This is a genomic window from Pseudomonas sp. DD1 (genome assembly GCF_044510355.1).
GTDB lineage: Bacteria > Pseudomonadota > Gammaproteobacteria > Pseudomonadales > Pseudomonadaceae > Aquipseudomonas > Aquipseudomonas shahriarae.
The window spans coordinates 515,844-542,354 of the sequence record NZ_MSAJ01000011.1 but is presented as its reverse complement, the minus strand read 5'-3'; the positions used below and the strand labels follow the sequence as shown (position 1 = coordinate 542,354).

The 26,511-nt window shown below is 63.0% G+C and carries 25 protein-coding genes; 17 read left to right on the top strand and 8 right to left on the bottom strand.

Annotated elements, in window-relative coordinates; translation table 11 throughout:
* Nucleotides 1–21 precede the first annotated feature (21 nt).
* From gspG to PSFL_RS10195, 11 genes are all read left to right on the top strand, one after another.
* Nucleotides 22–480 carry a type II secretion system major pseudopilin GspG gene (gspG, locus tag PSFL_RS10245; protein WP_269835616.1) on the top strand — a complete coding sequence of 153 codons (459 nt, stop codon included), beginning with the start codon at nucleotides 22–24 and terminating at the stop codon, nucleotides 478–480.
* Between the two features lie 2 nt (nucleotides 481–482).
* Entirely contained in the window at nucleotides 483–932 is a 450-nt protein-coding gene (gene gspH, locus PSFL_RS10240; RefSeq protein WP_169989783.1) for a type II secretion system minor pseudopilin GspH, read from the top strand.
* Complete coding sequence (locus tag PSFL_RS10235) at nucleotides 929–1,294, top strand: type II secretion system protein (RefSeq protein ID WP_057440952.1); 366 nt, start codon at nucleotides 929–931, stop codon at nucleotides 1,292–1,294. Before gspH ends, PSFL_RS10235 begins: the two co-directional genes overlap by 4 nt.
* Nucleotides 1,291–1,881 carry a prepilin-type N-terminal cleavage/methylation domain-containing protein gene (locus PSFL_RS10230; RefSeq protein WP_057440954.1) on the top strand — a complete coding sequence of 197 codons (591 nt, stop codon included), beginning with the start codon at nucleotides 1,291–1,293 and terminating at the stop codon, nucleotides 1,879–1,881. The genes PSFL_RS10235 and PSFL_RS10230 overlap by 4 nt, the downstream gene beginning before the upstream one ends.
* A 14-nt stretch (nucleotides 1,882–1,895) precedes the next feature.
* The gene (locus tag PSFL_RS10225; protein ID WP_397469973.1) at nucleotides 1,896–3,005 is read left to right on the top strand and encodes a GspL/Epsl periplasmic domain-containing protein; all 1,110 of its coding nucleotides are present in this window, start codon (nucleotides 1,896–1,898) and stop codon (nucleotides 3,003–3,005) included.
* Nucleotides 3,002–3,433: a type II secretion system protein GspM gene (gene gspM / locus PSFL_RS10220; RefSeq protein WP_170044174.1), complete on the top strand. Its 432-nt coding sequence runs from the start codon at nucleotides 3,002–3,004 to the stop codon at nucleotides 3,431–3,433. The genes PSFL_RS10225 and gspM overlap by 4 nt, the downstream gene beginning before the upstream one ends.
* Nucleotides 3,430–4,092, top strand: a complete 663-nt coding sequence (gene gspN / locus PSFL_RS10215) for a type II secretion system protein N (RefSeq protein ID WP_397469972.1) — start codon at nucleotides 3,430–3,432, stop codon at nucleotides 4,090–4,092. The genes gspM and gspN overlap by 4 nt, the downstream gene beginning before the upstream one ends.
* Nucleotides 4,093–4,210: 118 nt before the next feature.
* Nucleotides 4,211–6,775 (top strand): EAL domain-containing protein, encoded by a 2,565-nt coding sequence (locus PSFL_RS10210; protein ID WP_057440963.1) that lies wholly within the window; start codon nucleotides 4,211–4,213, stop codon nucleotides 6,773–6,775.
* Between the two features lie 80 nt (nucleotides 6,776–6,855).
* Nucleotides 6,856–7,797 (top strand): transcriptional regulator FeaR, encoded by a 942-nt coding sequence (gene feaR, locus PSFL_RS10205; protein WP_057440965.1) that lies wholly within the window; start codon nucleotides 6,856–6,858, stop codon nucleotides 7,795–7,797.
* Nucleotides 7,798–7,910: 113 nt separating this feature from the next.
* Nucleotides 7,911–10,010 (top strand): PQQ-dependent dehydrogenase, methanol/ethanol family, encoded by a 2,100-nt coding sequence (locus PSFL_RS10200; protein WP_397469971.1) that lies wholly within the window; start codon nucleotides 7,911–7,913, stop codon nucleotides 10,008–10,010.
* A gap of 87 nt (nucleotides 10,011–10,097) precedes the next feature.
* A complete protein-coding gene (locus PSFL_RS10195; RefSeq protein ID WP_397469970.1) occupies nucleotides 10,098–10,943 on the top strand; it encodes a transporter in 846 nt (281 codons plus the stop codon).
* Nucleotides 10,944–10,986: 43 nt separating this feature from the next.
* Here the strand turns inward: PSFL_RS10195 and PSFL_RS10190 are convergent, their stop codons facing one another.
* Nucleotides 10,987–11,322 (bottom strand): ArsR/SmtB family transcription factor, encoded by a 336-nt coding sequence (locus PSFL_RS10190; RefSeq protein ID WP_397469969.1) that lies wholly within the window; start codon nucleotides 11,320–11,322, stop codon nucleotides 10,987–10,989.
* Between the two features lie 58 nt (nucleotides 11,323–11,380).
* Here PSFL_RS10190 and PSFL_RS10185 point away from each other — a divergent pair, with 58 nt between their 5' ends.
* The 3 genes from PSFL_RS10185 to PSFL_RS10175 all read left to right on the top strand — a co-directional run bounded on the left by PSFL_RS10185 (nucleotide 11,381) and on the right by PSFL_RS10175 (nucleotide 14,975).
* Nucleotides 11,381–12,472: an NADH:flavin oxidoreductase/NADH oxidase gene (locus tag PSFL_RS10185; protein WP_397469968.1), complete on the top strand. Its 1,092-nt coding sequence runs from the start codon at nucleotides 11,381–11,383 to the stop codon at nucleotides 12,470–12,472.
* A gap of 337 nt (nucleotides 12,473–12,809) precedes the next feature.
* On the top strand, nucleotides 12,810–13,979 hold the full coding sequence (locus PSFL_RS10180) for a p-hydroxyphenylacetate 3-hydroxylase oxygenase component (protein ID WP_057440975.1): 1,170 nt from the start codon (nucleotides 12,810–12,812) through the stop codon (nucleotides 13,977–13,979).
* A gap of 63 nt (nucleotides 13,980–14,042) precedes the next feature.
* Nucleotides 14,043–14,975, top strand: a complete 933-nt coding sequence (locus PSFL_RS10175) for a p-hydroxyphenylacetate 3-hydroxylase reductase component (RefSeq protein WP_115128375.1) — start codon at nucleotides 14,043–14,045, stop codon at nucleotides 14,973–14,975.
* Nucleotides 14,976–14,985: 10 nt separating this feature from the next.
* Here PSFL_RS10175 and PSFL_RS10170 read toward each other — a convergent pair whose 3' ends face one another.
* Nucleotides 14,986–15,879, bottom strand: coding sequence for a LysR family transcriptional regulator (locus PSFL_RS10170; protein WP_252117173.1), 894 nt, complete (start codon nucleotides 15,877–15,879; stop codon nucleotides 14,986–14,988).
* A 131-nt stretch (nucleotides 15,880–16,010) separates the two neighbouring features.
* On the opposite strand from PSFL_RS10170, the gene PSFL_RS10165 reads away from it, so the two are divergent.
* Both PSFL_RS10165 and nfsB read left to right on the top strand, forming a co-directional pair.
* The gene (locus PSFL_RS10165; RefSeq protein ID WP_057959316.1) at nucleotides 16,011–16,433 is read left to right on the top strand and encodes an ester cyclase; all 423 of its coding nucleotides are present in this window, start codon (nucleotides 16,011–16,013) and stop codon (nucleotides 16,431–16,433) included.
* Between the two features lie 148 nt (nucleotides 16,434–16,581).
* Nucleotides 16,582–17,235 (top strand): oxygen-insensitive NAD(P)H nitroreductase, encoded by a 654-nt coding sequence (gene nfsB, locus PSFL_RS10160; RefSeq protein WP_397469967.1) that lies wholly within the window; start codon nucleotides 16,582–16,584, stop codon nucleotides 17,233–17,235.
* 160 nt (nucleotides 17,236–17,395) lie between these two features.
* Here nfsB and PSFL_RS10155 read toward each other — a convergent pair whose 3' ends face one another.
* Together PSFL_RS10155 and PSFL_RS10150 are read right to left on the bottom strand one after the other, a co-directional pair.
* Nucleotides 17,396–18,277: a glycine betaine ABC transporter substrate-binding protein gene (locus tag PSFL_RS10155; protein ID WP_169960647.1), complete on the bottom strand. Its 882-nt coding sequence runs from the start codon at nucleotides 18,275–18,277 to the stop codon at nucleotides 17,396–17,398.
* Between the two features lie 35 nt (nucleotides 18,278–18,312).
* Entirely contained in the window at nucleotides 18,313–19,476 is a 1,164-nt protein-coding gene (locus PSFL_RS10150; protein ID WP_397469966.1) for an L-dopachrome tautomerase-related protein, read from the bottom strand.
* A 402-nt stretch (nucleotides 19,477–19,878) separates the two neighbouring features.
* Between PSFL_RS10150 and PSFL_RS10145 the strand changes: the two genes are divergently transcribed.
* Nucleotides 19,879–21,300, top strand: a complete 1,422-nt coding sequence (locus PSFL_RS10145) for an FAD/NAD(P)-binding protein (RefSeq protein ID WP_397469965.1) — start codon at nucleotides 19,879–19,881, stop codon at nucleotides 21,298–21,300.
* 556 nt (nucleotides 21,301–21,856) lie between these two features.
* Here the strand turns inward: PSFL_RS10145 and PSFL_RS10140 are convergent.
* Genes PSFL_RS10140 through PSFL_RS10125 form a run of 4 tightly spaced genes read right to left on the bottom strand, consistent with a single transcriptional unit; the run spans nucleotide 21,857 to nucleotide 26,492 of the window.
* A complete protein-coding gene (locus PSFL_RS10140) occupies nucleotides 21,857–23,125 on the bottom strand; it encodes an efflux RND transporter periplasmic adaptor subunit (RefSeq protein ID WP_397469964.1) in 1,269 nt (422 codons plus the stop codon).
* Nucleotides 23,115–24,596, bottom strand: coding sequence for a TolC family protein (locus tag PSFL_RS10135; RefSeq protein WP_057959328.1), 1,482 nt, complete (start codon nucleotides 24,594–24,596; stop codon nucleotides 23,115–23,117). The genes PSFL_RS10140 and PSFL_RS10135 overlap by 11 nt, the downstream gene beginning before the upstream one ends.
* On the bottom strand, nucleotides 24,589–25,788 hold the full coding sequence (locus PSFL_RS10130) for an ABC transporter permease (protein WP_169960650.1): 1,200 nt from the start codon (nucleotides 25,786–25,788) through the stop codon (nucleotides 24,589–24,591). The genes PSFL_RS10135 and PSFL_RS10130 overlap by 8 nt, the downstream gene beginning before the upstream one ends.
* Complete coding sequence (locus PSFL_RS10125) at nucleotides 25,785–26,492, bottom strand: ABC transporter ATP-binding protein (RefSeq protein ID WP_115128368.1); 708 nt, start codon at nucleotides 26,490–26,492, stop codon at nucleotides 25,785–25,787. The genes PSFL_RS10130 and PSFL_RS10125 overlap by 4 nt, the downstream gene beginning before the upstream one ends.
* Nucleotides 26,493–26,511 lie beyond the last annotated feature (19 nt).

The window sequence follows — 26,511 nt, the reverse complement described above, 5'->3', positions numbered from 1 at the left end:
CCTGAAAACGGAGAACTTGAAATGCAAAAGCACGCCATGCCTGGCAATCGTGCGGTCAAGCGTCGCGAGCGCGGCTTTACCCTGATGGAAATCATGGTGGTGATTTTTATCATCGGCCTGTTGATCGCGGTGGTTGCGCCCAGCGTACTCGGCAGCCAGGACAAAGCCATGCGCCAGAAGGCCCTGGCCGACCTGGCGACCCTGGAGCAGGCGCTGGATATGTACCGCCTCGACAACTTGCGATTCCCCACCTCGGAGCAGGGTTTACAGGCCCTGGTCAGCAAGCCGAGCCTGGAGCCCTTACCGCGCAGTTGGCGTGCCGACGGCTACATCCGCCGGCTGCCTGAGGACCCGTGGGGCAATGCCTATGGCTATCGCACCCCGGGGCAGCATGGCCGGGTGGACCTGTTTTCCCTGGGCGCCGACGGCCAGGAAGGCGGCGAAGGCACCGACGCCGATATCGGTAACTGGGACCTCTAGGCATGCAGCGCAGTCGCGGGTTTTCGCTCCTGGAAATGCTGGTGGTGTTGTTGATCGTCGGCTTGTTCAGTGCCTTGGGCGTGGCCTACCTGGACGCTGGCCAGGCGCCGATGCGCCAGGCCCTGGCCCAACTGGCCAGCGAGGCGCGCAGCCAGGCGGCCCAGGCGCGGCATGCCGGGCAGTTGCTGGGCTTGCGCTGGAATGGCCGCAGCCCGGAGTTCGTGCGCTGGCAGGTGGGGCGGGGTGCGCCTGGGTGGCAGGTCGCACCCTCGCGCGGTGCGCCCTGGCCGGCCGGCTTGCAACCTGACTGGCCGGTGAGCCGCGAGCCCCAGGTGATGTTCACCCCGTCGGGGCTGGCCCGCCCGGTGTCACTCACCTGGCGCTGGGCCGAGGGCCGCCAGCGTTGGCAATGGCAAGCGGACAACACCTTGCATATCGCGACCCTGCCATGAAGCGCCAGCGCGGTTTTACCTTGCTCGAAGTCATGGTCGCCCTGGGGATTGCCGCGTTGATGGCGGTGATGGTCAGCCAGTTGTTGCGCCAGCGCATCGCCACCCATCAAGCGGTCGCGCAACATCGCCTGGGCAGTTTGTGCGCGCGGGAGCTGGAGACGCGGTTTGGCGTGGAGCAGTACTGGCCGCAGATCAATGCGGTGAGCGGCGAGTTGCGTCAGGGGCCTGCCACCTGTTACTGGCAACTGACCCTGGGCAACACCGGGGTCAACCGCTTGCGCCGGGGTGAGTTGAGCTTATTTGCCGATCCCCAGCAGCGTCAGCCCCTGGGTCAGTTCAGCCTGTTCCTGGTGCGCCCATGAAGGCGGCGCAGCGTGGCCTGACCCTGATTGAGCTGTTGGTAGCCATGGCCCTTACGGCGGTGGTCGGGGTGTTGCTGGCGGCCTTGGTCAATGGCTGGGTCAAGGTGCGTGAGCGCCTGGACGAGCCCGGCAGCGAACCCCAGGTATTGGAGTTCTGCATGGCCCTGGAGCGCCGCTTCGATGGCCTGGTGTTGCGCCAGTTGTACGAGCAGCGCTTGCCCCTGGACCTGGCGTGGCTGGAGTGGCAGCCGAGCCTTGGGCAATTGCAGTGGGTGGCCCTGGGCGCCTGGCCGCCGGCAGAAGGCGCGTCGCGTGTGCAACGTCAGCGCCTGCTGTTCGATGCGCGCCAGCAGCGCTTGAACCTGCTGGTCTCGGCCGACCTGTACGCCGCCGACAAGCCGCGCTGGCAACTCAAGGAGTCACTGGCGCCGGTCGAGCGCGCCACGTTCAGTTTTTACCAAGGCACGCGCTGGCTGGCCTTTCCTTCTACTGTTGCCGCCCAGCCCAATCGCGGCGTGCGGATAGAGTTCGAGCACCATGGAGCCCCTTATGTCTGTACTTTCGCCTTGCCCGATACCCAGCCATGAGCCGGAGCGCAGGCATGTTTGAGCGTCTGCGGGGCAAACCGCGGGAATGGTTGCTGGTGCGCCCGCCGGCCACCGCCGAGGGCCGTTGGCAGTGGTTGCACTACAGCGCGCACCAGGCTTGCGCAAGCGGCGCCTGGCCGCCACCGTCGGCGCTGCTGCAACTGCCGGGCGCCTTGATTATTCCAGCGCTCGATTGCAGTCATTTCTGCCTGCCGGCGCCGCCGGGGCTCAAGCGCCACGAGTGGCCGCAGTTGTTTGAAGAGTATGCGCAGCAGCCTGGCGAAGCGTTGCTGGTCAGCTGCCTGTCCCGCGAGGCCGGGCAGCTTGAGTTGTTGGTGATGCAACGCGAGCAGGTCCAGCAATGGCTGGCCGAGTGCGCCGCGCTTGGGCTGCAGATTACCCATGGCTGGGCGGAGTTGCAGTTGTTGCCGCCAGCAGAGCCAGGGCAGGTGGTGGAGTGGCGGCGCGAATCGCTGCGTTGCCTCAAGGCGCATTCCCGGCAATGGTTGGTGTGGCCGCCGGTATTGGGTGAGCGCTTGCCCCAGGCTTGGCGCGACCTGCCTGCCGAGACGCTCGAGGGCGACTGGCCGTCGCGCCTGGCGCGCCTGGAGCAGTTGCCCAGTGTGCTGGAGGGTATGCGGCCGACGCGTACACGGGGGCCGCGAGCGCCACGGGTGAGCCGCGTACAACGACACTTGCTGCTGGGTTGCGTGGTGCTGGCGGCGTGTTGGAGTGCGGTGTATCTGGTGCAGAGTCTGCGCCAGGTTGATGTTTGGAAAGCCCAGGTCACGGCGCTGGCCGGGCCGGCCAACAACCCGCAACAGGCGCGTGCGGCCCTGGCGCGGGTGCAGGGCGAGGCGACCGAATGGCAGGTGCGTCAACAAAAAATCGTGGCCCTGGAGCAGGCGCTCTCGGGTTGGTTGCAGCAGCAACCGGGCTGGTCGGTGTCGCGCATCGAGTTTGACGGCAGCCGTTGGCGCCTGGCCTTGCGCGGCAATGGCCCCCAGCCGCTGCCCGCCGAATGGCAGGCCATGGCCCAGGCTGCCGGCGCGCAATGGACTGACCAGGCGCAACATGTCGCCGGTCAACTGCACCTGAGTTTTGATCTGGGAGAACAACCATGAAAGCCCGGATGCTGGAGTACCTGGCCCACTTCAACCAACTGCCGCCCAAGCGCCGCTATGGCCTGTTGGCCGGCTGGTCAACCGTCGGGCTGTTGTTGCTGGTGCTGGTGACACGGCCGCTGCTGGCGGCCTGGCAGGATGCCCGCCAGTGGCAGGCGTTGGCGCAACAGGCCGGCGCGCTGGTGCCGCCAGCGGCGTTCTCCAACGAGCAGTGGCAGGCCCTGGCCGTGTCGCGCCAATGGGTACTGACCCGCGTTGAACAGCAGGGCGACCGCTGGCAATTGCAGGGCGAGCTGCCGGGACCTCAGGCCCTGCAGCTGCTGCTACGGACCGTGCAGGAGCAGGGTGGGCGACCCGTGCAGTGGAGCCTGGAGCAGGGCGGCGGCCAGGGTTATGCCTTCAGCCTGGAAGTGGCGGCGCGGCCATGAGTCGCGCGGTCATCCTCTGGGGTATTTGGGTGTTCAGCCTGACCGTGCTACTGGAGCTGCCGGCCGCCTTCGTTGCCCGCCAGTTGCCATGGCCGACCGGCTGGCAGCCCAGCAGCGTTTCGGGCAGCCTGTGGACTGGCCGCGCGGCACGCGTCGGAGCCCTGGCGCCGGTCGACTGGAAGATCCGGCCGTGGGCGGCGCAAGTGAACCTGGGCTTTCAACAGCGCATCTGGGAGCTGTCGATCCATGGCTGGCCGTGGAACTGGCAGGCGCAGTTGGCACCGCGTGCGGTCAGCGCCTGGCCCGCGCCGATGTTCGTGCTGGACGGACGTTGGGAAGGGCGATTGCAGGTCAATGGCGCGGGCATGAGTTGCCTTCGGGCCGAAGGTGAATTGCTGGGGCACGAGCTGGCGCTGTTGAGCCCGTGGCTGGTCAAGCTGGGCAATACCCGGATCGAGTTGCAGTGCCGGGATGGGGTGCAGTTGCTAGCGGATCTGCAACTGGCTGGCGAGCATCATTTCAAGGTCGAAGCCAAGCCACAGCGGTTGCAAGTAGACGGGCAGGTGGAGCCGGGTGCTGCCGTGATTCCGCTATTGGTGCAGGCGCGATGGCTGCAGCCCGCTGCCCAGGCGTTCAGCAAGGTGCTGGGTAAACCCTGAGGGTTCGATGGATCACCAAAAACTGTCTATTGTCTATGGGCAGGTAGTCTCGCACTTGCGTGTGCGTGGTGTGATTTTCGGTGCGGGTTGTTAGGGCGCCCTGGCGCCCGGAGCGTTCATGGAAAAGCTCAACGTTGGCCCCAAGTCGTCGCTGCAAGGCAAGGTTTCCAATCTTTCTACTGCACGGGCTTATCTGCTCGCCTGTTCGCTGCTGCTACTGGCCATGTTTCTGTTGGTCGGGGTGTTGCTGGTGTCCATTGCCGAGCACTTGAATCACGATGCCGGCGAGCACAGCCGCATTGATATCGAAAACGCCCTGCTGTCGGTTGAGCGCGTCGCTGGTTCGACGGTCAAGGACTATGCGTTTTGGGGGGATGCCTACGAACACCTGCATCAAAAGGTGGATGTGGACTGGGCGTTTGGCCGGCAAAACATCGGCACGACGCTGTTTTCCGACTTCGGTTTCCAGGGGGTGTTTGTTGTCGATCCAGCCGGTCGCACGGTGTATTCGCTGATTGACGGCCAGTTGCAGAGCGTCGCCGTGCAGGACTGGTTGCACCTGCCGATCGAGCCCCTGCTGGCCCAGGCCCGGCAGGCCGCGACCAACAGCCAATCGGTGACCCGGCTGATACAGGCCGATGGCATGCCGGCGGTGTTGGCCGCCGCTGCGCTGACGCCTGGCACCGATCCGAACGTAGAGGCCGATAGCGGTCCCGCTTCGGTGTTGATCTTCATTGCCAAGCTGGCGCCGCAACGGCTGGCTGCACTGGGCGAGGATTTTGGTGTGCAAGGTCTGCGGGTCGCCCCGGCCGGCGGGGCGGCGGCGGGCGCACCGAGCCTGAGCCTCAGGGACAATGCAGGTGTTGTGCAATGGACCGCGGAGGATCCTGGGCGCCAGTTGCTGGGGCTGGTTGTGCCGCTGGTGACAGTTGCCGGCCTGATCTTTGCCTTGATGGCCTGGGTTATCCAGCGCCGCAGTACCGCTGCTGCGCGGCTTATGGACCTTAATTACGCCACCCTGCAAGCCAGTCGTGCGGCGCTGGCGGTCAGCGAGGAGCGCTTTCGTGATGTGGCCGAAGCGGCGTCCGACTGGATCTGGGAAGTCGATACCCAACTGCGGTTTACCTACCTCTCGGAGCGCTTTGATGTGATTACCGGCCTTGTCGGGGCCAACTGCCTGGGGCTGGCGGTGGATCAGCTGCTGACCTCTGATCAGGGCCTGTTGGCCATCTGGTTCAAGGACCACGCCCATCGCCCGAATGCCATCGTGCAGTGCAGCTATGTGTCTGGCGAGGGTCAGCGACGCATCTGCCGGCTGTCGGTGCGCGAGATACCTGGCCAGGGTTATCGAGGCACCGCCAGCGACATCACCGAAGAGGTCGAGGCCCGGCGGCGCATTGAATATCTGTCGCAACACGATGCCTTGACGGGGCTGGCCAACCGCACGCGCATGCAGGAATTCCTCGAGGGCAAGCTCAAGGCGGTGCCGACCCTGGCAAGGCCGTTGGTCATGCTCAGTATTGATCTTGACCGCTTCAAGCCGGTCAACGACCTGCTGGGGCACGCGGCTGGCGATGATGTACTCAATCAGGTGTCCCGGCGTTTGCAGGGCTGCCTGCGTGGGGATGATCTGGTGGCGCGCATAGGTGGCGATGAGTTTATGTTGGTGGTGGCGGGCGTGAGCTCGCCGCTGGAGGTGGAAGGCCTGTGTCGGCGCCTGATCGACTGCATAGAACAACCGTTTTACATCACCGAACATGAAGTGTTTATCAGTGCCAGCATTGGCATTGCCATGGCGCCGGCGGACGCGACCCTGGCCGAAGAGTTGCTGCGCTATGCCGATATCGCCCTCTACGAAGCCAAGGAAGGCGGGCGTAACACCTGGCGCTTTTATGCGGGCGACATGAACGCACGCATCATTGAGCGGCGCCAACTCGAAGCCGATTTGCGCCAGGCGATCAAGCACGGCGAACTGCGCCTGGATTTCCAGCCGCGCTACCGCATTGAAGGCAAGCGCCTGGCCGGTGCCGAGGCCCTGGTGCGTTGGGAGCACCCAAGGCGCGGGCTGCTGGGCCCCGACGTATTCGTCCCCATCGCCGAAGAAACCGGGCTGATCCTGCCGTTGAGCAACTGGGTGCTGCACGCGGCCTGCCAGACGGCCGCAGGCTGGCCTGACGACGTGATGATTTCAGTCAACCTGTCCTCCACCGAGTTCCAGCGTGGGCACTTGGTGTCGCGGGTCAAAGCGGTGTTGCTGGAGACGGGCTTGAACCCGGCGCGGCTGGAGCTGGAGCTGACCGAAAGTGTGATGCTCAATGACGAGAAAGTCGCCTTGAGCATCATGCAAGGCCTCAAGGCCCTGGGCGTGCGCTTACTGATGGATGACTTTGGCACCGGCTACTCGTCGCTGAGTTATCTGCGCTCATTCCCCTTCGACGGGCTGAAGATCGACCGCAGCTTTGTCGGCGGCCTGACCTCCGGTGGTGGCGATCAGTCGATCATCCAGGCGATTGTCGGCCTGGGCCGGGCGCTCTCGCTGACGGTGACCGCCGAAGGCGTAGAGACCCTCGACCAACTCACGGCGCTGAAGGACGTGCAGTGCGATGAAGCGCAGGGTTTCTACCTCAGCGTGCCGGTGGATGCCCAGGCCATCGGCGCGCTGATCACGGGCCGGACTGCTTAGCCGCTCCTGACCCTGCTTGCACTGACCGCATATAGATAATATGTTAACAATATAACTATAAATGGTCTGTGGGAGGGGGTATGCCTGCCTTGTTCAACCCTTGCGTTGAGTTCGCCAACTGGAATCGTGACTTGCGTGCAGTCTGCGGCAATTTCAGCACCGCGCAGTCAGATCGACACAGTCTGTTTATTGGCAGCGTCCACGGCCAGGACGTGTGTGGCCTGGAGTTGGCGCATATCCGCACCAATGCCGGGCTGATCAGCCGCCATCACACTCACGGCGATGGCGACGATGACCGCCACTGTTTTCTGATCCTGCAGGGCAGTGGCCATCAACGCATCCGCCAGCAGCACCGGGTGATTGACCTGGGGCCCGACGATATCGCCCTGGTGGACTCGGCCCAGGCCTTCGAGATTGAGCCCCAGGGGCTGGTGCAGAATATCTCGGTGCATCTGTCCCGCGCCGAGGTCGCCCGGCAATTCGGCCAGCAGCGCCTGTTTGGCAAGCTGGCGCGCAACAGCGTCGCCACCCATATGATTCGTGCATTGGTGCGCTCCCTGGAGGATGCGCAACTGAGTGAAGGCTATGGTGGCGAGAACGATGGCCCGGCCGTGGAGCAGGCCCTGATCGGCCTGGCGGTTGCCGGTCTGGACGAGCGCGCCGAGGGCCAGCCGGGCTTTGCCTGCGTGGGCCAGGACGACATTTATGGCCTGGCCACGCGCCTGGTGGAAGCCTCCCTGCAAGAGACCGAATTGAGCCCCGAATACCTGGCGCGGCACCTGAATGTCTCAGTGCGCCAACTCTACCGGCTGTTCGAGCAGCGGCATGAAAGCATCGCGCGCTACATCCAGCAGCGCCGTCTGGAGCGGGTGGCCCAGGACCTGCGTGCGCGGGATTTGCGGCATGAGTCAATCACCCAGATCGCCTTCAAGTGGGGGTTTGTCGATGCCGCGCATTTCAGTCGCGCCTTCAAGCGGCATTTCCAGCATGCGCCCCGGGACTTTCGCCAGCAGCCGCTATAGGCCGCGCTTTGGCAGGGAATGCCAAGGGCTTTGGCAGCCTCAGTCAAGTGGCCGCAGGTGGCAGACCCTCTAATAGCATGGCCTGAGTCGATTAATGTTGGAGAACAATAACAATGAATACACGGAGCCTGCTGTTGGGCGCGCCTCTGCTATTGAGCGCGTTCGCCACCCTGGCCTTGGCCGGGCCGGCCCAGGTCGATGGGCCGCGCATCATCGCCGCCGACCGTGAGCCCGGTAACTGGATGAGCCACGGTCGCACCTACGATGAACAACGCTACAGCCCGCTGGACAGGGTGAATGCCGGCAATGTCGGCCAACTGGGCATGGCCTGGACCACCAAGCTGGATATCGACAGTGGCACCGAGGCCACGCCGCTGGTAGTCGATGGGGTGATGTACACCACGGGTGCCTTCAGCATCGTCTATGCGATCAATGCGGCCACGGGTGAGTTGTTGTGGAAGTACGATCCCAAGGTCCCTGCCGAGAACCTTGGCCAAGGCTGCTGCGGTCCGGTCAACCGTGGCGTGGCGGTGTGGCAGGGCAAGGTCTATGTGGGCAGTTTCGATGGGCGCTTGATTGCGCTGGATGCCGGCACTGGCCAGCTGGTGTGGCGCGTCGACACCCTCATTGATCGCAGCAAAAGCTACTCGATTACCGGCGCGCCACGCATCGTCAAGGGCAAGGTATTGATCGGCAACGGGGGCGCCGAATTTGGCGTGCGCGGTTATGTCACCGCCTATGACGCCGACACGGGTAAGCAAATCTGGCGCTTCTACACCGTGCCGGGTGACCCCAAGCTGCCGCCGGAAAATGCGGCGATGGCCAAGGCCATGAAAACCTGGGACGGTGACGGCTGGGTCAAGTGGGGTGGCGGCGGCACGGTGTGGGACTCGATGGCCTACGACCCGCAACTGGACCTGCTCTACGTGGGCACCGGCAATGGCTCGCCGTGGAACTACCAGTTCCGCAGCAATGGCAAGGGCGACAACCTGTATGTGTCATCCATCCTGGCGCTGCGCCCGGACACCGGCGAGTACGTCTGGCACTACCAGATCACCCCGCAGGACCAGTGGGACTTCACCGCGACCCAGCACATGATCCTCGCCGATATCGAGATGAATGGCAGCGTACGCAAGGTGATCATGCAGGCGCCGAAAAACGGCTTTTTCTATGTGCTGGATCGCACCAACGGCAAACTGTTGTCGGCAAAGAATTTCGTGCCGGTGAACTGGGCCAGTGGCATCGACCTGCAGACTGGGCGGCCGATCCTTACCGGCGCGGCGGACTATTCCAAGGAACCCAAGGTGGTGCAGCCAAGTTTCCTTGGCGGGCATAACTGGCACCCCATGTCCTACAGCCCGAAAACTGGCTACGTGTACATTCCGGCGCAGTACACCCTGGCCGAGTTGAAGGCGGCCAAGGTCCCGCAGTTCCTGGCGAACAAGTCAGTGGTGAACTTCGGCCTGGATGTGCCGGACCTGCCGGAAGACCCGAAAGTCCTCAACCAGATCCGGGATGCTTGGAGCGGAGCGTTGATCGCCTGGGACCCGGTCAAGCAGAAGGCGGCCTGGAAACAACCCTATGTCAGCGCTGGCAACGGCGGCACCCTCGCCACGGCCGGCAACCTGGTGTTCCAGGGCACGGCCGATGGGCGGGTGGTGGCCTATCGCGCCGACACCGGTCAGCCGCTGTGGGAACACCGGGCCAACTCCGGGGTGATGGCGGGGCCGGTTACTTATACGGTCAATGGCGAGCAGTACGTGGCGTTTTCCGTGGGGTGGGGCGGGATCCTGCCGCTGTTGACCGGCCCGCTGACCAACAAGGGCAAGGTGCGCGCTGAGTCGCGGGTGATTGCCTTCAAGCTCGGTGCCACCGGTGAGCTGCCACCCCCCAAGGCCGCGCCGGTACTGCCGACTACCCGCCAGGTACTCACGGCGACCCCCGAGCAACTGGTCCAGGCGCGTGGCATGTTCAATGGCCTGTGTGCCGGTTGCCATGGCCTGAACGCGATCAGCGGCGGGGTCGTGCCCGACCTGCGTTACCTGGATGACAACAAGCACGCGGCATTTCCGGCCTTTGTCAGTGGCGCGTTGATCAATAAGGGCATGCCGAACTTCTCCGACATTCTGCAGCGCGAAGACATGGAGTTGCTGCGCCAGTACCTGGTCAAGCGCACCCGGGATCTGCAGGCCGACCTTAACGCCATTCACTGATCTCCCCTTGTTTGAACTGTGCCGGGCGACGTCTTTTGACGTCGTCATGGCCGAGTGTTGCCTCCAATAACAATAACGGTACTTGCCATGAAAACACTTAGCATCCTGACCCTGCTCTTCAGCCTGGTTCCATTGGCTCACGCCGACGTCAAGCCGGACCCCGGCGACTACACCGCCTTGCCCCAGGGCACCGACGTGGTGGTGCTATACCAGCAGAACCCACGGGGCGACAAGGTTTACTCGGGCGGCAAGAAAGTCGCCGACAACCTTGACCTGAACATGACCGTCGGGGTGTTGCGCCTGATCCACTTCACCGAGTTCTTCAACACCGGCCTGACCTGGGACCCGCAAATAGTCATTCCTTTCGGCTACCAGAAGACCGGCGCCAGCGACAGCAAGCACTCAGGGTTGGGCGACATTACGTTTGGGGGCACGCTGTGGACCCTCGCGGACCAGACCAACAACCAGCACCTGGGCTGGTCGGCGTTTGTCACCGCGCCCACGGGCAGTGACAAGAACCAGGGTTTTGCCCTGAGCAACAACCGTTGGGCCCTGGATTTCCAGGTGGGCTATATCAAGGGGCTGACCGACAAAATCACCTGGGATGTGATTGCCGAGACGGAGTTCTACGGTGAACAGCGCGCCACCGATGCCAAGAAAGATCCGCTGCTGCAACTGCACAACCACCTGCGCTACAACTTCACTCCAGAGACTTATGCGGCCATCTCCTATCGGCACAATTGGGGCGCCCGCGAGACGCTGGACCATGAAACCCTGGCCACCAGCCGCAGCAATGGCACGCTGGGCTTCACCGTGGCCACGATGTTGGGCAAGCAGGTACAGGTACTGGGGCAATTGATGCATGACACGGCGGTGCGCGAAGGGGTGAAGATCGACAATTCGCTGCAGTTTCGCCTGGCGTATTTCTACTGACGCTGTCTGTAGGCGCTGTCTCGCGGGGCGTGACAGCGCGGTCTTATTGTTGGGCGAGGATGCTTTCGAGCAACCCGGGAAATCGTTCGGCCAGCACATCGGCCCGCAACGAATTCATATGGGTCGTGCCCACGCTGCGCGTATGCACCAGCCCGGCATCACGTAAAACCCGGAAGTGGTGGGACATACTGGACTTCGGCCGCCCGCCATCCAACTCGCCGCAACTGGCTTCTTCTACGCGGGCCAGGCAGCGCACGATGTCCAGGCGCACAGGGTCACTCAACGCATAGAGCAGGCGTTCGAGGGTCAAGTCATCGGGGGAGGGGTGTTTAAAGGCTCGCATGAACCGAATAATAACAGGGCTGGCATTGTTTACCATAGTTCGATTAAGATCGAACTATCGAATCAAACGTCACCCTCGTTTCAGGAGCTTTTTCATGTCTGCATTGTTCGAACCCTTCAAGCTCAAAGACGTTACGTTGCGCAATCGCATCGCCATTCCACCGATGTGCCAGTACCTGGCCGATGACGGCATGGTCAATGACTGGCATCACGTCCACCTCGCCAGCCTGGCCCGTGGCGGCGCCGGCCTGGTGGTGGTCGAGGCCACCGCCGTGGCTCCCGAAGGCCGGATCACGCCGGGTTGCGCGGGTATCTGGAGCGATGCCCATGCCCAAGCCTTTGTGCCCATGGTGCAAGCGATCAAGGCGGCAGGCGCGGTGCCCGGCATCCAGATCGCCCACGCCGGGCGCAAGGCCAGTGCCAACCGCCCATGGGAAGGCGACGACCATATTGCCGCCGACGATGCCCGTGGCTGGCAAACCCTGGCACCTTCGGCGATCGCGTTTGGCGCGAACCTGCCGAAAGTCCCCCAGGCCATGACCCTGGAGGATATCGCCCGGGTGCAACAGGACTTCGTTCAGGCCGCACGCCGTGCCCGTGACGCCGGTTTTGAGTGGATCGAACTGCATTTCGCCCACGGTTACCTGGGCCAGAGCTTTTTCTCGGAGCACTCCAACCAGCGCACCGATGCCTACGGTGGCAGCTTCGACAACCGCAGCCGTTTCCTCCTGGAAACCCTGGCCGCCGTGCGTGAAGTCTGGCCGGAAAACCTGCCGCTGACCGCGCGTTTCGGGGTGCTCGAATATGACGGGCGTGACGAACAGACCCTGTGTGAGTCCATCGAACTGGCCCGTCGTTTCAAGGACGGCGGCCTGGACCTGTTGAGCGTCAGTGTCGGCTTCACCATCCCCGACACCAATATCCCTTGGGGGCCAGCGTTTATGGGGCCGATTGCCGAGCGCGTACGCCGCGAAGCCGGTCTGCCGGTCACGTCGGCCTGGGGTTTCGGTACACCGCAACTGGCCGAAGGGGCGTTGCAGTCCGGTCATCTCGACCTGGTTTCCGTGGGCCGTGCGCACCTGGCCGACCCACACTGGGCATACTTCGCCGCCAAGGAACTGGGGGTGGACAAGGCTTCCTGGACCCTGCCGGCGCCTTACGCGCATTGGCTTGAGCGCTATCGCTAAGGGGTGACCGTGTTGTGTGTGGGAGCTGTCGAGCTTTAGCGAGGCTGCGATGGCGTCCTGTCGGCGATCCATATATCGACTGATCCAGCGCTATCGCAGGCAAGCCAGCTCCTACAGTGGAGAGTCTTTAATCAGCCGTCGCAGCCTCTGCGACGGCTTTTTTTGTGGGCCATGAAAAGTACAATCTTCCATCCGGAACGTGCATGTTGCGCTGCGACCAAGCGCCACATACTGGGCGTGTCTTTACGAACGTTCCCGGTTGTTTCAAGCCTCCTGCCGAGTGAGCAGGGCGCAGGCAGGCCAGGAATGGGGATATCCAATAATAAAGAGAGCACCCATGAAAAAGCCAAACCCTCTGCTGGAAGACCTCAAGTCGGTCTTGCCCGCCATTGCTGCCAATGCCTTCGCCGCCGAGAAAGATCGCAGCGTACCTGCCGAGAACATCGCGTTGCTCAAGGGCATCGGCATGCACCGGGCATTTCTGCCGAAAAAGTACGGAGGCATGGAAATCTCCCTGCCGCAGTTTGCCCAGTGCATCGCTTTGCTGGCCGGCGCTTGCGCAAGCACCGCGTGGGCCATGAGCCTGCTGTGTACCCATAGCCATCAGATGGCTATGTTCTCGGTCAAGTTGCAGGACGAGGTCTGGGGCGTCGACCCCGACGCCACCGCCAGCAGCAGCATCGCGCCATTCGGGCGTACCGAAGAAGTGCCGGGTGGCGTGACCTTCAGCGGTGAGATGGGCTGGAGTTCGGGTTGTGACCACGCCGAATGGGCGATCATGGGCTTTCGCCGCAAAAACGCCGAAGGCACCCAGGATTACTGCTTCGCGGTACTGCCGCGCAGTGATTATCAGATTCGTGACGACTGGTATGCCGTGGGCATGCGTGGCAGCGGCAGCAAGACCCTGATCGTCGATCAGGCTTTCGTGCCCGAGCACCGTATCCAGAAGGCCAAGGACATGATGGAAGGCAAGTCGGCGGGCTTCGGCCTGTACCCCGACAGCAGGATTTTCTTCGCCCCCTACCGTCCGTATTTTGCCAGTGGTTTCTCCACCGTCGGCCTGGGAGTCGCCGAGCGCATGCTCGAGGTGTTCCGCGAAAAAACCAAAAACCGTGTGCGCGCCTACACCGGTGCGGCCGTCGGCGCCGCGACCCCTGCGTTGATGCGTCTGGCCGAGTCTACTCACCAGGTGGCCGCCGCACGCGCCTTGCTGGAAAAAAGCTGGGACGAGATCGCCGAGCACAGCGAGCGCCATGAATATCCAAGCCGCGGCACCCTGGCGTTCTGGCGGACCAACCAGGGCTACGCCACTAAAATGTGCATCCAGGCGGTGGATCGCCTGATGGAGGCGGCGGGCGGTGGCGCCTGGTTTGAAACCAACGAACTGCAGCGCCTGTTCCGCGACGTTCACCTCGCCGGCGCCCATGCCTACACCGACTATGACGTTTGCGCACAGATTCTCGGGCGCGAATTGATGGGCCTGGAGCCTGACCCGGCGATGGTCTGACCACGCTACGCTTACCTATAAGAATAATCAGGGCAGGGCCTTCAGCCTGTCCGGGAGTCTTGCATGTCTATTGAAAACCAAGTCGATACCCGCGCCTTTCGCCGTGCCCTGGGCAATTTCGCCACCGGTGTCACCGTGGTCACCGCCGCCGACGCCAGCGGGCGCAAGGTCGGTGTCACCGCCAACAGTTTTAACTCGGTGTCTTTGGACCCGCCGCTGATTCTCTGGAGCATCGACAAACGCTCCACCAGCCACGCCGTGTTTGAAGCCGCCACGCACTTTGCGGTGAATGTACTGGCGGCCGATCAGATTGACCTGTCGAACAACTTTGCCCGCCCCCGGGAGGACCGTTTTGCCGAGATCGAATACCAGGCGGGTGCGGGCGGGGCGCCGGTGTTGGCCGACTGTTCGGCACGCTTTGAGTGTGAGAAGTACCAGCAGGTCGATGGGGGTGATCACTGGATCATGATTGGCAAAGTGGTGGCCTTCGACGACTGCGGCCGCTCACCGTTGCTCTATCACCAGGGCGCCTATTCCATGGTCCTGCCACACACCCGCATGACCCGCCGTGAGGAGGGCCAGCCAGCGAGCAGCCATTTCCAGGGGCGCCTGAGTCATAACCTCTATTACCTGATGACCCAGGCGCTGCGGGCCTATCAGGCCAGCTACCAGCCCCGCCAACTGTCCACCGGTCTGCGCACCAGTGAAGCGCGGATGCTGATGGTGCTGGAGAACGATGCCGGCCTGAGCCTGGCCGAGTTGCAGCGCGAAGTGGCAATGCCGGTGCGCGAGATCGAAGAGGCGGTGAACAACCTCAAGCGCAAGGCGTTGGTACGCGATGATCAGGACCGGGTAAAGCTCACCACCAAGGGCATCGACGAAACCGAGTCGTTGTGGACCATCGCCCGAGAGCAGCAGGACACGGTCTTCAGCCAATTCAGCGAGGAGCAGTTGGAGACCTTCAAAACGGTACTCAAAGCAGTGATCCGGCACTGAGCGCGACGGGTCAATCCAGGTGTTGGAATTCTTTGACAATAAAGTCGATGAACACCCGGGTCTTGGCCGGCAGGTGGCGTCGTGAGGGGTAGACGAGGTTGATTTCCAGGCGAGGCAGGCTCCAGTCGCTGAGGATCGGCACCAGGCGCTCGGCGACGATATCGTCGTGGATCACATAAGTGGGTTGCGCGAGAATGCCCTGGCCCTGCAGCGCGGCCGCGCGCAACAGATAGCCGTCGTTGGATTCCAGCGCCGGAGTGGCGGGCACCGTGATGGTCTGGTCTTCGCGCTGGAACGTCAGCTCATAGGGATCGGTGGCGTAGGTGTAGAGCAACAGTTGATGCTCGGCCAACGCCTGCGGATGTTGCGGGCGGCCGCAGCGCTCGAGGTAGTCCGGCGAGGCAGCCAGTATGCGTCGGGTATCGGTCAGGCGGCGGATCACCAGGCTGGAGTCCGGCTCACTGTCACGGGTGCGCAGGGCGACGTCGATGTTGTCGTCAATGATGTCGTGGTAGCGGTTCTCGGCCACGATATCCAGGCGTACATCCGGGTACTGCTCCTTGAACTTGGGCACCAGCGGCAGGATATGTTGCAGGCACAGGGATAAGGATGCAGTCACACGCAACACCCCATGGGGATGGTTTTTGCTCGCGCTGACGGCCTCGGTCGCGCCTTGCATCGCCGTGAGGGCTGCCTTGGAATTGGTGTAGAACACTTTGCCGACTTCGGTGACGAACAAGCGCCGGGTGCTGCGCTCGATCAGCCTCACGCCCAGGCGATTCTCCAGTGCCGCCAAGTGCCGGCTGGCCGCCGCACTGGACAGGTCCAGGGCGTCTGCGGCCTTGGTCACGCTGCCCAGCTCCGCGACCTTTACAAACAACTCATATTCGGTCCAGCGATCCATCAGCATTGCTCCACTGCGCGCAAGGGTGTTTTCCAGTTACAGCATTTTTCAGGTGTATGCCGACCGTTAAGCTTTTTTTGCCCCTGCCAGTCTAGCCGTTGAGTGCAGGGAAAAACTTGATTGGAGTCGAAATGAGCAAGCATCTGGATGTGGTGAAAAAGTACTTCAAGTATTGCGTCGACGGTAAGGATGTTGAGCGCGTAGCGGAATTTTTTGCCGACGATGTGGTGGTTCACCGCCCCGATTGTCCGGCGCCTATCGTCGGTGTCGAACCGTTCAAACAGGCCTTGCGCCTGAACGTGACCGAGCGCTACGAGTCAATCGCGACAACCTTCCAGAAAGAAGTGGTGGCCGGTGATGTGGTGGTGGTTGCGTTGATGCATCACGCCAAGGGCTCCAACACCTGGCATGGTTTTGATGTGAGCGGCAAAGACCTGACCTGGAGCGCGTTGACGTACTTCCGGTTCAATGCCGAAGGCAAAGTGGTCGAGGAAATCGTCGAGCGCAATGAGCTGTTCATGGCCAAGCAACTGGGGATTGTCGAGTACGACTGACCCGGGCGATTCCCCTGCAGGGACGCAGGCGCACAGCGCACTTTCACTGTGCCAGTGAAACTCTTGACGCGTGCGGGCGGTTTTTCTCGGCGGGGCGAAGGGTAACGATGGACTCGCTGTTTTTGCCTAATTTGATTGGAGTCCTTTTATGGATCTGGTAAGCCTGTCCAAGCGTCGTTATACAACCAAACTCTTCGATTCATCGCGCAAGATTCCCGTGGCAACCATTGAATTGTTGCTGGAACAACTGCGCAACAGCCCGTCTTCCGTCAACTCGCAGCCCTGGCACTTTGTCATTGCCCACGAAGACGAGGGTAAAGCTCGGATTGCGGACAGTATGCAGGGTGGTTTTGAGTTCAATCGCGCGAAGACCCTCGATGCCTCCCATGTGATTGTGCTCTGCACGCGTACCCAGATGCCCGAGGAGTACCTGCAGGCGCTGCTGGAGCAAGAAGCCAGCGATGGGCGTTTTGTGGATGAGCAGGCCAAGGCCGGGCAGAACAAAGGCCGGCGGCGGTTTGTCGATCTGCATCGTTATGACTACAAAGACCTGCAACACTGGATGGAAAAGCAGACTTACCTGGCCCTGGGCACGCTGTTGCTCGGCGCTGCTGCCCTGGGCCTGGATGCCACGCCCATGGAAGGCTTTGACAGTAAGGCGCTGGATGCCGAACTGGGTTTGCGCGAGCGCGGCTTTACCAGCCTGGTGGTGGTGAGTGTGGGTTACCACAGCCATGAGGATTTTAATGCGGGCCTGCCCAAGTCCCGCTTGCCGGCGCCGGTGTTGTTCGAATTTATCTAAGGGGGGCTGTGGCGAGCGGGGCAAACCCGCTTGCCGTTCAGCTAAGAGAGGGTGCAGGCAATCGGTAACCTGTGGCGAGGGAGCTTGCTCCCGTTGGGGCGCGAAGCGGCCCTAAAATGCGACTGCTACGCACAATAAGCCATAGGCTCCAAGCTTGCTGTCAGCTCACCGGTGCCAGCCATCCGCGCAGCATCTGCGGATGGCGCGCCAGCCACTCCCTGGCCGCCTCATCCGCCGAGCGTTCACCCCGATTGAATGCATCATCCAGCTCGGCAACGATCGGGTTCGACAGACGAATATTATCCAGCACCTGAATCTCTGCCCGGGTCAGCAACGCCAGGCGATCTTCCCGTGCCAGCAGCACTGCCCGATCCACATTACCGAGCAAACCCCTGGGGTCCTTCAGTTCGCGGATACGGTAGCGGTGGTGCAGGAACTGCGGATGCCACAAGGGCACGATGCCCCAGTGCCCTTGGCGATACAGGGCCTCAAAAGCGTCGACGCAATCGTCCTGAGTGCCGGTGCGGAATTGGTAGCCGGCGTCGCTCAAGCCGTACTCATCCATGATTTTCAGGGAAAACCGGGTAATTCCCGCACCCAACCCAATGCCCTGAATCAGCGGGTGCATGCGCGCGCGAACCTCGGGTTTGCGCAGGTCGTCGATGGATGCCACGTCAGCCTCGCTTACATAGTCGGGCACGCCCCACATGGCATAGGGCTGGTAATGCAGGCCCAGTTCACGGGCGGGCACGGCCTGTCGGTACACGCCATGGCTGCATGGCAGCCAGGCCGAGGCCAACATGTCGATGGTGCCTTCGCGCAAGCGCTCGAAATTCACTTCGTGCAGGGCATATTGCCGTTCGACAGTCAGGCCCATGCGCTGCAGGACCAGCGCCACCACGGCGGCAGTGGCGCGATGGAAGGACAGATCGGTGACGCCCAGGCGCACCACACGCGAGCCATTGGCGATATTGGCCAGAGAAAAATCCTGGTGGGTCACGGTCGGCGTTTTTGCTGGGCGCCGGGGTGGGGTTCTGCGCATGTTGCTTCCTTCAAGAGCAGCGGCTGATCACGGAGCTAGAGGGTGGGGGCCGGCGCTGCATCAATCTTCACGCGCAGCAGGCTGTAGGGCTTCTGGCGCAAGTCGCGACCTGCGTGGAAGATGCCCTGGCGATGCAACTGGTTGGCCATGAAGTACAGGTAGCCGTCCGGCCCGATGGACAGGGTGTCGGGCCAGAGCACACGCGGGTCGTGGACGATGGTCTGCCACTGTCCATCCGCCAGGCGTTTGCGCACGCTGTTGTGTTCGTAGTCGCCGGCATACAGGGCGCCGGAGGCATCGGCTTCGAGGCCATCGGAAGCGCCTTTTTCCCCCAGGTCCTTGACCGCCATATCCAGCCGCGCTTCGCTGACCGAGGTGTCGCGCAGCAACGCGGTGGGTACCGAGTACAGATGGCGGCTGGACAGCGGGCAGAAGTACAGCGTCTGGCCGTCAGCGGACAGGGCGATGCCATCGGACGCTACCGCAAACGGACGGGTGCTGCCGTCGGCGTTGCGAACCTGCAAGACCTGGCCTTCGACCTTGGGCACGAAGTTCGGGTCTACCGAGGTCGAGGTGGCACCGCTGAGTCGGCGCAGGGCAGTGCCGCTGGCAATGTCCATGACGATGATCGCCCCGGGGCCGCTCAGGGAAGAGTCGGTGATGTAGATCACCCCTTCATCGCCCACCCGGAAGTCAAAACGCATATCGTTGACGTAGGTGCTGGGCAGCATCACGTTTTTCGGGAACACCAGGGTCTTGACCACTTTGTTGGTGGCCAGATCGACGGCTACCAGCTTGGCACCGCCCGGCGTTGGCGAGGCGAAACCGGGGGCGGCAGTGTCCAGTATCCAGATCCGCCCGCGACCATCGGCCACCACACTTTGCACGCTGATAAAACCCTTGGCCGGGTCTTTCGGATCGGCCTGGTTCATAGCCAGGTCAGGGTAGGGCACGACCTGGCCATCGCGCAGTTCACCCACGGTGAACGGCACCGCGTCGCCCCAGCGTGGAAAATTGACAAAGATCCGCCCGTTTTCGGCAACGCTGACGCCGGTGGGCATGGCGTCGTGGAAGGCGAACACCTGCTCGAGGGTGCCAATGGTTTGCTCGCTGGGCATCGGTTGGGCCTGAGCCGCCTGGCTGCTGATGGCAATCGACAAGGCCAGGGCAGACCAGATAAAGGAGTGCTTGAAGTGCATGAAAAGCTCCGGGAATCCGCAGGAAGGGGCGCGTTGCAGCCCATGGTGTGCGTTCCCGGTCCATGGAAAAACCCACGAATGGCGCTAACAGTTTCATCGCAATCGAGAAAGTGCAGGGCGTTTGAGCCTTGATTTGCGGCGGTTCCAGGTAAATCTGCGGTTGCATGCGCCACTGTTCGCCCGCCAACAGTCAATCAGCAATTTGCTGGTTAACCGTGTGTGGCATGGCTATGGAGCTGTCGCAAAGTGAGGAATCATGGGGTTCTCAATCTTGGCGTAACTCGTGCAACGGAGCGCACCTGGCTATATAACTAACGCATCCACGTCGCTCTGCACGCGGGTTTACACCGGCGCAGGCGATGGCATGAGCATTCTTCGGGCAACCAGTAAGGGCGTATTTGCATGAGTGAAACCGAACGCGGACAGGCGACAAAGGCCATCCGCAACGCCGATGTGCTGATCATCGGCGGGGGCCTGAGCGGCACGCTGCTGGCCGTGCAGCTGTTGCGTTTGCCCGGCACGCGGAAGGTTCTGGTGATCGAGCCGCGCATGGAGCTGGGGCGAGGCGAAGCCTATAGCGCGGTGGAGCTGGGGCACACCCTCAATGGCAATGCGGCGCGCATGAGTGTGGACCCGGACAACGCCGATGACTTGACCCACTGGTTGAGCGAGTACATCGCCGCCGGCGGCTGGCCGGAATCGGACCAGCAGCACGTGCCGGTCAGCGAGCTGTTTCCACCTCGGGGGATCTTTGGCGTGTACGCGCAACAGCGGCTGGCGCAGGCTCGGGCGGGATCGGCGTCAACCGTGGAGCATATTCGCGCCGAAGTCATCGACGTGCAGGTAGAGCCGGGCGGCGTGCGCCTGACCCTGGATGACGGCCAGGCACTGCGCGGTGCCCGGGCCGTACTGGCCACCGGTATGTTTCCGGCGGCGCGCACGCCACAAACCCACTCCAGTGGTGTGAATGCGGCGGCGGTTGATCCGTGGGATGTGCGCGCCATGACGCAACTGGACCCACACGCCACGGTGTTGATCATCGGCTCCGGCCTGACCATGGTCGACGCCGTGGTGTCACTGGAACAGGCTGGCCATCGCGGGCCGATCGAGATCTTTTCGCGCCATGGCCTGTTGCCCCATGTGCGCCGGCAACCCCCTACGTGGGCGGACTTTCTCGCTGACGATCATGGCCTGCGCAGCCCACTGCAATTACTGCGGGCAGTGCGCCGCGAATGCCAGAAAGCCCTGGCCCAGGGCATCGACTGGCAAGCACCGCTGGACACCGTACGCGCCCATATCGGTCGTTTGTGGAGCCAGGCCAGCGAGCGCGAGAAACGCCAGTTCGTGCGCCATGTGCGGCCCTGGTGGGAGAGCCATCATCATCGCTCGCCACCCCTGAGCGCCGAACTGCTGGCGCGCCTGCACGGGGAGGGGCGCCTGCGTATCCACGCGGCCTCGTTCCTGGGCCTGGAGCCCACGGTAAACGGCAAAGTGACCCTGCGCCTGCGCCGTCGTGGCGAACAGCACACCACCCACTTCAGTGGCGCGGCGTTGATCAACTCCAGCGGGATCGAATACGACTGGCGCCGCGTGGCCCGGCCGTTGCCCAGGCAATTACTGGCCCGCGGCTTGATCAAACCCGGGCCCTTGGCATTGGGGATAGCGGCGGATGCCTCGGGGGCGGTACTGGATGAGCACGGCGTTGTGAGTGAGCGACTCTTCGCCATGGGCCCGCCGCTGCGCGGTATGTGGTGGGAGAGCACGGCGGTGACGGATGTGGCGCTTCAGGCCAAGGCACTGGCGCTAAAGCTGGCGCAACTCTAAAGGTGGGAGCTGTGGTGCATCCAAAATCGCCTCGCCGACAAGGCCCCCTGTGGGAGCGGGCTTGCTCGCGATGGCGGCGGTTCAGTCACTGTTTCTGGCGGCTGATCCACCGCTATCGCAGGCAAGCCAGCTCCCACCTTTGATTTGTGGTGGAGCCAACATTCTCTGCCTCAGTGAGATCCCCTGTGGGGGCGGGCTTGCTCGCGAAAGCGGCAGTTCAGTCACTGTTTTTGGCGGCTGACCCACCGCCATCGCAGGCAAGCCAACTCCCACCTTTGATTTGTGGTGGGGCCAAAATTATCTGCCTGAGTGAGATTCCCTGTGGGAGCGGGCTTGCTCGCGAAAGCGGTAGTCCAGTTACTGTTTCTGGCGGCTGACCCACCGCCATCGCAGGCAATCTCCCACCTTTGATTTGTGGTGGGGCCAAAATTATCTGCCCGAGTGAGATTCCCTGTGGGAGCGGGCTTGCCCGCGATAGCGGCAGTTCAGTCACCGTTTCTGGCGGCTCACCCACCGCCATCGCAGGCAAGCCCGCTCCCACATTTTGGATCTACGTTTATCTTGGGGTTGCATCCAGCCTGACAAACCCGGGCTTGAGCCCGAATACCTCTACGCCTTGGGCGGTAGACTGGCCCGTGGTGACTGTCATCCGTTCCACCGGCTGGTCCATTGCCGCGCGGTACTCCACGCTCATGGTCCCGGCATCATGGCTGATCGCCTGGGCAGGCACGATGATCGCCTGGTCATTGTTGTAGGTCACGACGGTCAGGCGCGCGCTCATGCCCAGGCGGACCCTTTGCAGTTGTTTCTCGGTCAGTTTGGGAATCGACAGGGTTACCGGAAATTGCGCGCTGCCCTGGCTGTCATTGGCGATCGCCAGGCCGCTGACCACGCTGACCGAGCCGCTCAGGTGCTCGCCATCGAAACCGTCGCCCATGACTTCCACCGGCTGGCCCTGATGCAGCTGGTTGATATCCAGCTCCGAGACTTTGGCGACGATCTTCAGGCGTTCGATATTGGCCAGCCCGAACAACACCTGGCCCTGGCTGACCTTGCTGCCCGCCTGTACCGGCGCGTTGCTGTTGCCGCTGCCTTGCGGGGTGGCGCTGCCCGGTGGCGGCACGACGATCCCGGAAAACGGCGCCTTGACCTCCTGACCTTCGAGCAGTTTGCGCAGGGCGTCGTACTTGACCGTGGCGTTGGTCAATTCCATGTCTGCAATCTGCCGGTATTCACCCTTGCCCTGATCAAGGGCCTGTTGCAGTTCACTGCGGGCGGCGGTCAGGTCCAACTGTTGCTGCTGGGCCTGTTGCTTGAGGTCGTCCAGTTCGTTGCGTGGGATGATGCCGCGCTTGAACAGGTTCTCGCTTTCAACCAGTTTGCGCTGGGTGTTGTCGGCGCTCATTTGCGAGGTGCGCAGGCTGCGTCGGGCGCGGCTGACGGTGGGGCCGTTGTCCCAGTCCTGCATTTCCTGCACGGTCCGCCGGGCCTTGAGCTGGGCGGAGAGCGCTTCGCGCAGTTGCACTTCGAGGGTGGCGGGGTCCATGCGTAACAGAACCTGGCCGGCTTCGACCCGTTGCCCCTGTTCCACCAGGTTGGCCTGCACATTGCCGTCGAAGGGGGCTGTCAGGGTGACGGTGGTGTCCGGTTCGATCTTGCCCACCAGGCCGATCTGGTGCACCAGGGCCTCGCGCTTGACCTCCAGCCATTGCTCGGCCGTGCCGGTCTGATCGGCGGCAGGCGTTGGGCGACTGAGCAGCGCGAATCCGCCAGCGCCCAGCAGTATCAGCAGTGCAACGCCCAGCAGGGCTTTTTTAGTAGTCATTGAGGGCAATTTCCCAACTTTCCAAGGTCATGCCCAGCGTCAGGTCGAGCTGGGTCTGGGCATTCAGGTAAGCAATCAGGGCATTGAGGCGGGCGTTTTCGGCGTTGCGCAAGTCCGCTTCGAAACTCAGCACCTGGAAGTTGGTGGAGCGCCCGGCGCCGAGCTTGTCCCGTTCGATCTCGATCTTGCGCCGGGACAGTTCCACCGCCCGCTGGGCAATTTCATACTGGCGCCAGCGGGTGCCAAGGTCGCGCACCACGTTATTGACGCTACGCTCCAGTTCCTGGCGCGCGTCGGTGATCAGGATGGCCTGGTTCTCCACATTGACCCGTGCGCGCACTTCGGCCTGGCGGGTACTGATATCGCCGATGGGAATGCGCACCTGGACCCCGGCATAACTGTCCCAGCGCCGATTGCTGGTACTGCCCGCGTCGTTGTCGGTGTTGGCGCGGATCTGATTGGCGCCGCCCACCAGGTCGACCTGCCAGCGCCCGGAATCCTTGGCCAGCACCAGGTTGAGGTCGGCCTGTTGGCTGCCCAGCAGCGCCGAAAGGTATTCGGGCTGCTGGTTCTGCGCCAGGTTAAAGGCCTCACGCTTGTCGATGTCCATGCGCGTGGCCTCCAGGGCTTCGGTGGCACGGATCGGGGTCGCCAGGTCCAGGGCCAGCAGGCGCAGCAACGCCAGGCGGCTCATGTCCAGTTGGTTCTGGGCTTCCTCGACCCCCAGTTGCTGGGAGGCGATGTCGGCCTCGGTCTGCACGATTTCGAACTCGGCCATGCGCCCGGCATTGATCAAGGCCTTATTCACGTCCAGTAGGGTATTGGAGCGCTTGAGGGCTTCCTGGGCGATGCTCAGTTGCTCCTGGGCACGCAGCAAGTCGCGGTAGGTGGCGATGATCTGGCTGATGGTCTGCGCGACGTTGGCCTTGAGGTTCAGGCGGTTGGCTTGCTCGGACAGGCGTGACAGCCGTAGCGGGGCGGTGGTGGCATCCCAGCCGGCGCCACGCATCAGTGGCTGGATGATGGCCAGGTCCAGGCCGTCGCTGCGGTAGCGCCCGGCATGGTTGGCGTTGTTCAGTTGCTGGGTCCAGCCCATGCTCAGGCGGGTGCCGTACTCGCCGAGCAAGCTGGTGGTGGGTGACAGGTTGGCATTGCGGGCGCGGTCGTCGCTGCCCTGGGTGGTGCGGTAGGCACTGTTGAGCACCAGCTTGGGGTTGAAGGCATCTTCGGCCACTCGCAAGTCGAACTTCTGCGCCACTCGTTGCAGGTAGGCGCTGCGAATCGCCGGGTTGTTGCGCAGGCCCAGGTACACCGCGTCGCCCAGGGTCAGGGTGGTGAGCTGGGCATTGAGCGAGACACTGTGCTCATAGCCGCTGCGGGTGGTGGTCGGCGCCGAAGGGCGGATCACGATATCGGCGGCCACGCAGGGCAGGCTCACCAGGGCAATCAGCCACAGCAGGGGTTTATTCATCGCGCAGGGCCTCCACCGGCTGCAAGCGTGACGCCGAGACTGCCGGGTAGATCCCGAAAAACAATCCCACCAGCAAGGTGCTGCCCACGCCCAGGGGCAGGGCCGACACCGCCAGGGAAAACTGCCAGCCCGACAGCCAGGCATAGAGATAGGCGGCCCCCATGCCCAGCACCGCGCCGCACAGGGCGCCGACGGCGGTGAGGGTCACGGCTTCGAGCAGGAACAGGTTGCGGATGTCGCGCTGGCGAGCGCCGAGGGCCATGCGGATGCCGATTTCCCGGCGGCGTTCCGAAACGTTCATCAGCATCACATTCATCACCCCGACCCCACCGCCCACCAGGGAGATGGCGCCCAGGGCCAGCAACAGATAGGCGAAGGTGCGGCTTTGCCGGGTCATGCCGTCGATCATTTGCTGGGGGATCTGGATCTCGACGGTGTGCTCGGTAAGTTGCGCGCCCAAGGCCTTGGTGGTCTCGACGGCGATGTGCTCCATGTCCTGGCCGGCTGCTGCGCGCAGGACCACGCTGCCAACCTGCGGCGAGGAATAGATACGGCGCATGCCGGCTGCCGGGATGAACAGTGACTCGTTGGTTTGCACCGGAATCAGCATCGACCGCGGCTGGTTCTGCAGGATGCCGATGACCAGGTACAGGTAGTCGTTGACCCGCACCCGGTCGCCCAGGCGCAGCGGGTCACCGGGCGCGCTTAACGCCTGGGCGATCTGGTCGCCGACCACCGCGTAGGTTTCGCCGCTGTCGAACTCGGACAGGAAGCGCCCTTCGCGCAGCGCCAGGCGCATCGCCTCCTTGAGGCCAGGGGTGCTGCCAATCAAGCCGGCGTTGGTGGTGCGGCCATGAAAGATCACCGGCCCGCTGAATGAGGAAATCGCGCCGATGTGGGCGATGCCCGGCACGGCCTGGCGTACGGCTTGTAGATCGAGGTGGGTGGGCATGTGCGCATTGCTGTTGCCTTTGGGCGGGAACTGCGCCACCAGGGTGTCGGTGCCCATGTCCTTGAAAATCATCGCGGCATCTTCGGCGGCGTTATGTCCGATATTGATCAGCGCGACTACCGATGAACTGCCGATGACGATCCCCAGCAGGGCCAGGATCGAGCGCTTACCCAGGGTGCGCAGGCTGACAAAGGCTTCATGCAACAACTGGCTCAGGCTCTGTTCGACCCGCAGGCTCATACGCACTCTGCCTCGTGGACCACGCCGTTGCGCACCAGGATCTGGCGATCCAGGCGTTCGGCGATATGCGGGTCGTGGGTGACGATGATCAGCGTGACGCCTTGATCGTGGTTCAGGGCCAGCAGCAGGTCCATGATGTCCTGGGCGGTGTGACTGTCGAGATTGCCGGTGGGTTCGTCGGCCAGAATCACCGCCGGTGCGCCCACCAGCGCGCGGGCAATCGCCACCCGCTGGCGCTGGCCACCGGACAGGTCGGCGGGGCGATGATGGGCCCGTTCGGCCAGCCCAACTTGCTCCAGCATGTGCAGGGCCCGCGCCACCGACTCCTGGCGCGACACACCGCGATAGCCCAGGGGCAGGGCAACGTTGTCCAGGGCGCTGAGGCGCGGCAGCAGGTTGAAACTCTGGAACACAAAGCCGATCTGTTGGTTGCGGATCGCGGCCAGTTGATCCGGCGTGGCGTGGAAAATGTCATGGCCGGCAAAGTGATAGGCGCCGCAGTCGGGCAGGTCCAGCAGGCCGAGGATATTGAGCAGGGTACTTTTGCCGGAGCCCGAAGCTCCGAGAATGCCGCAGCTTTCTCCGCGGGTGATAGAGAGGCTGACGTCATTGAGAATGGCCAGGTGCTGTCCGGCCAATTGGTAGCTTTTGCCGATGCCTTGCAGAGAAATAAAGCCTGGGAGCGTTGGAGTATCTGTCATCATGACTACGCCTTGCGCTGCG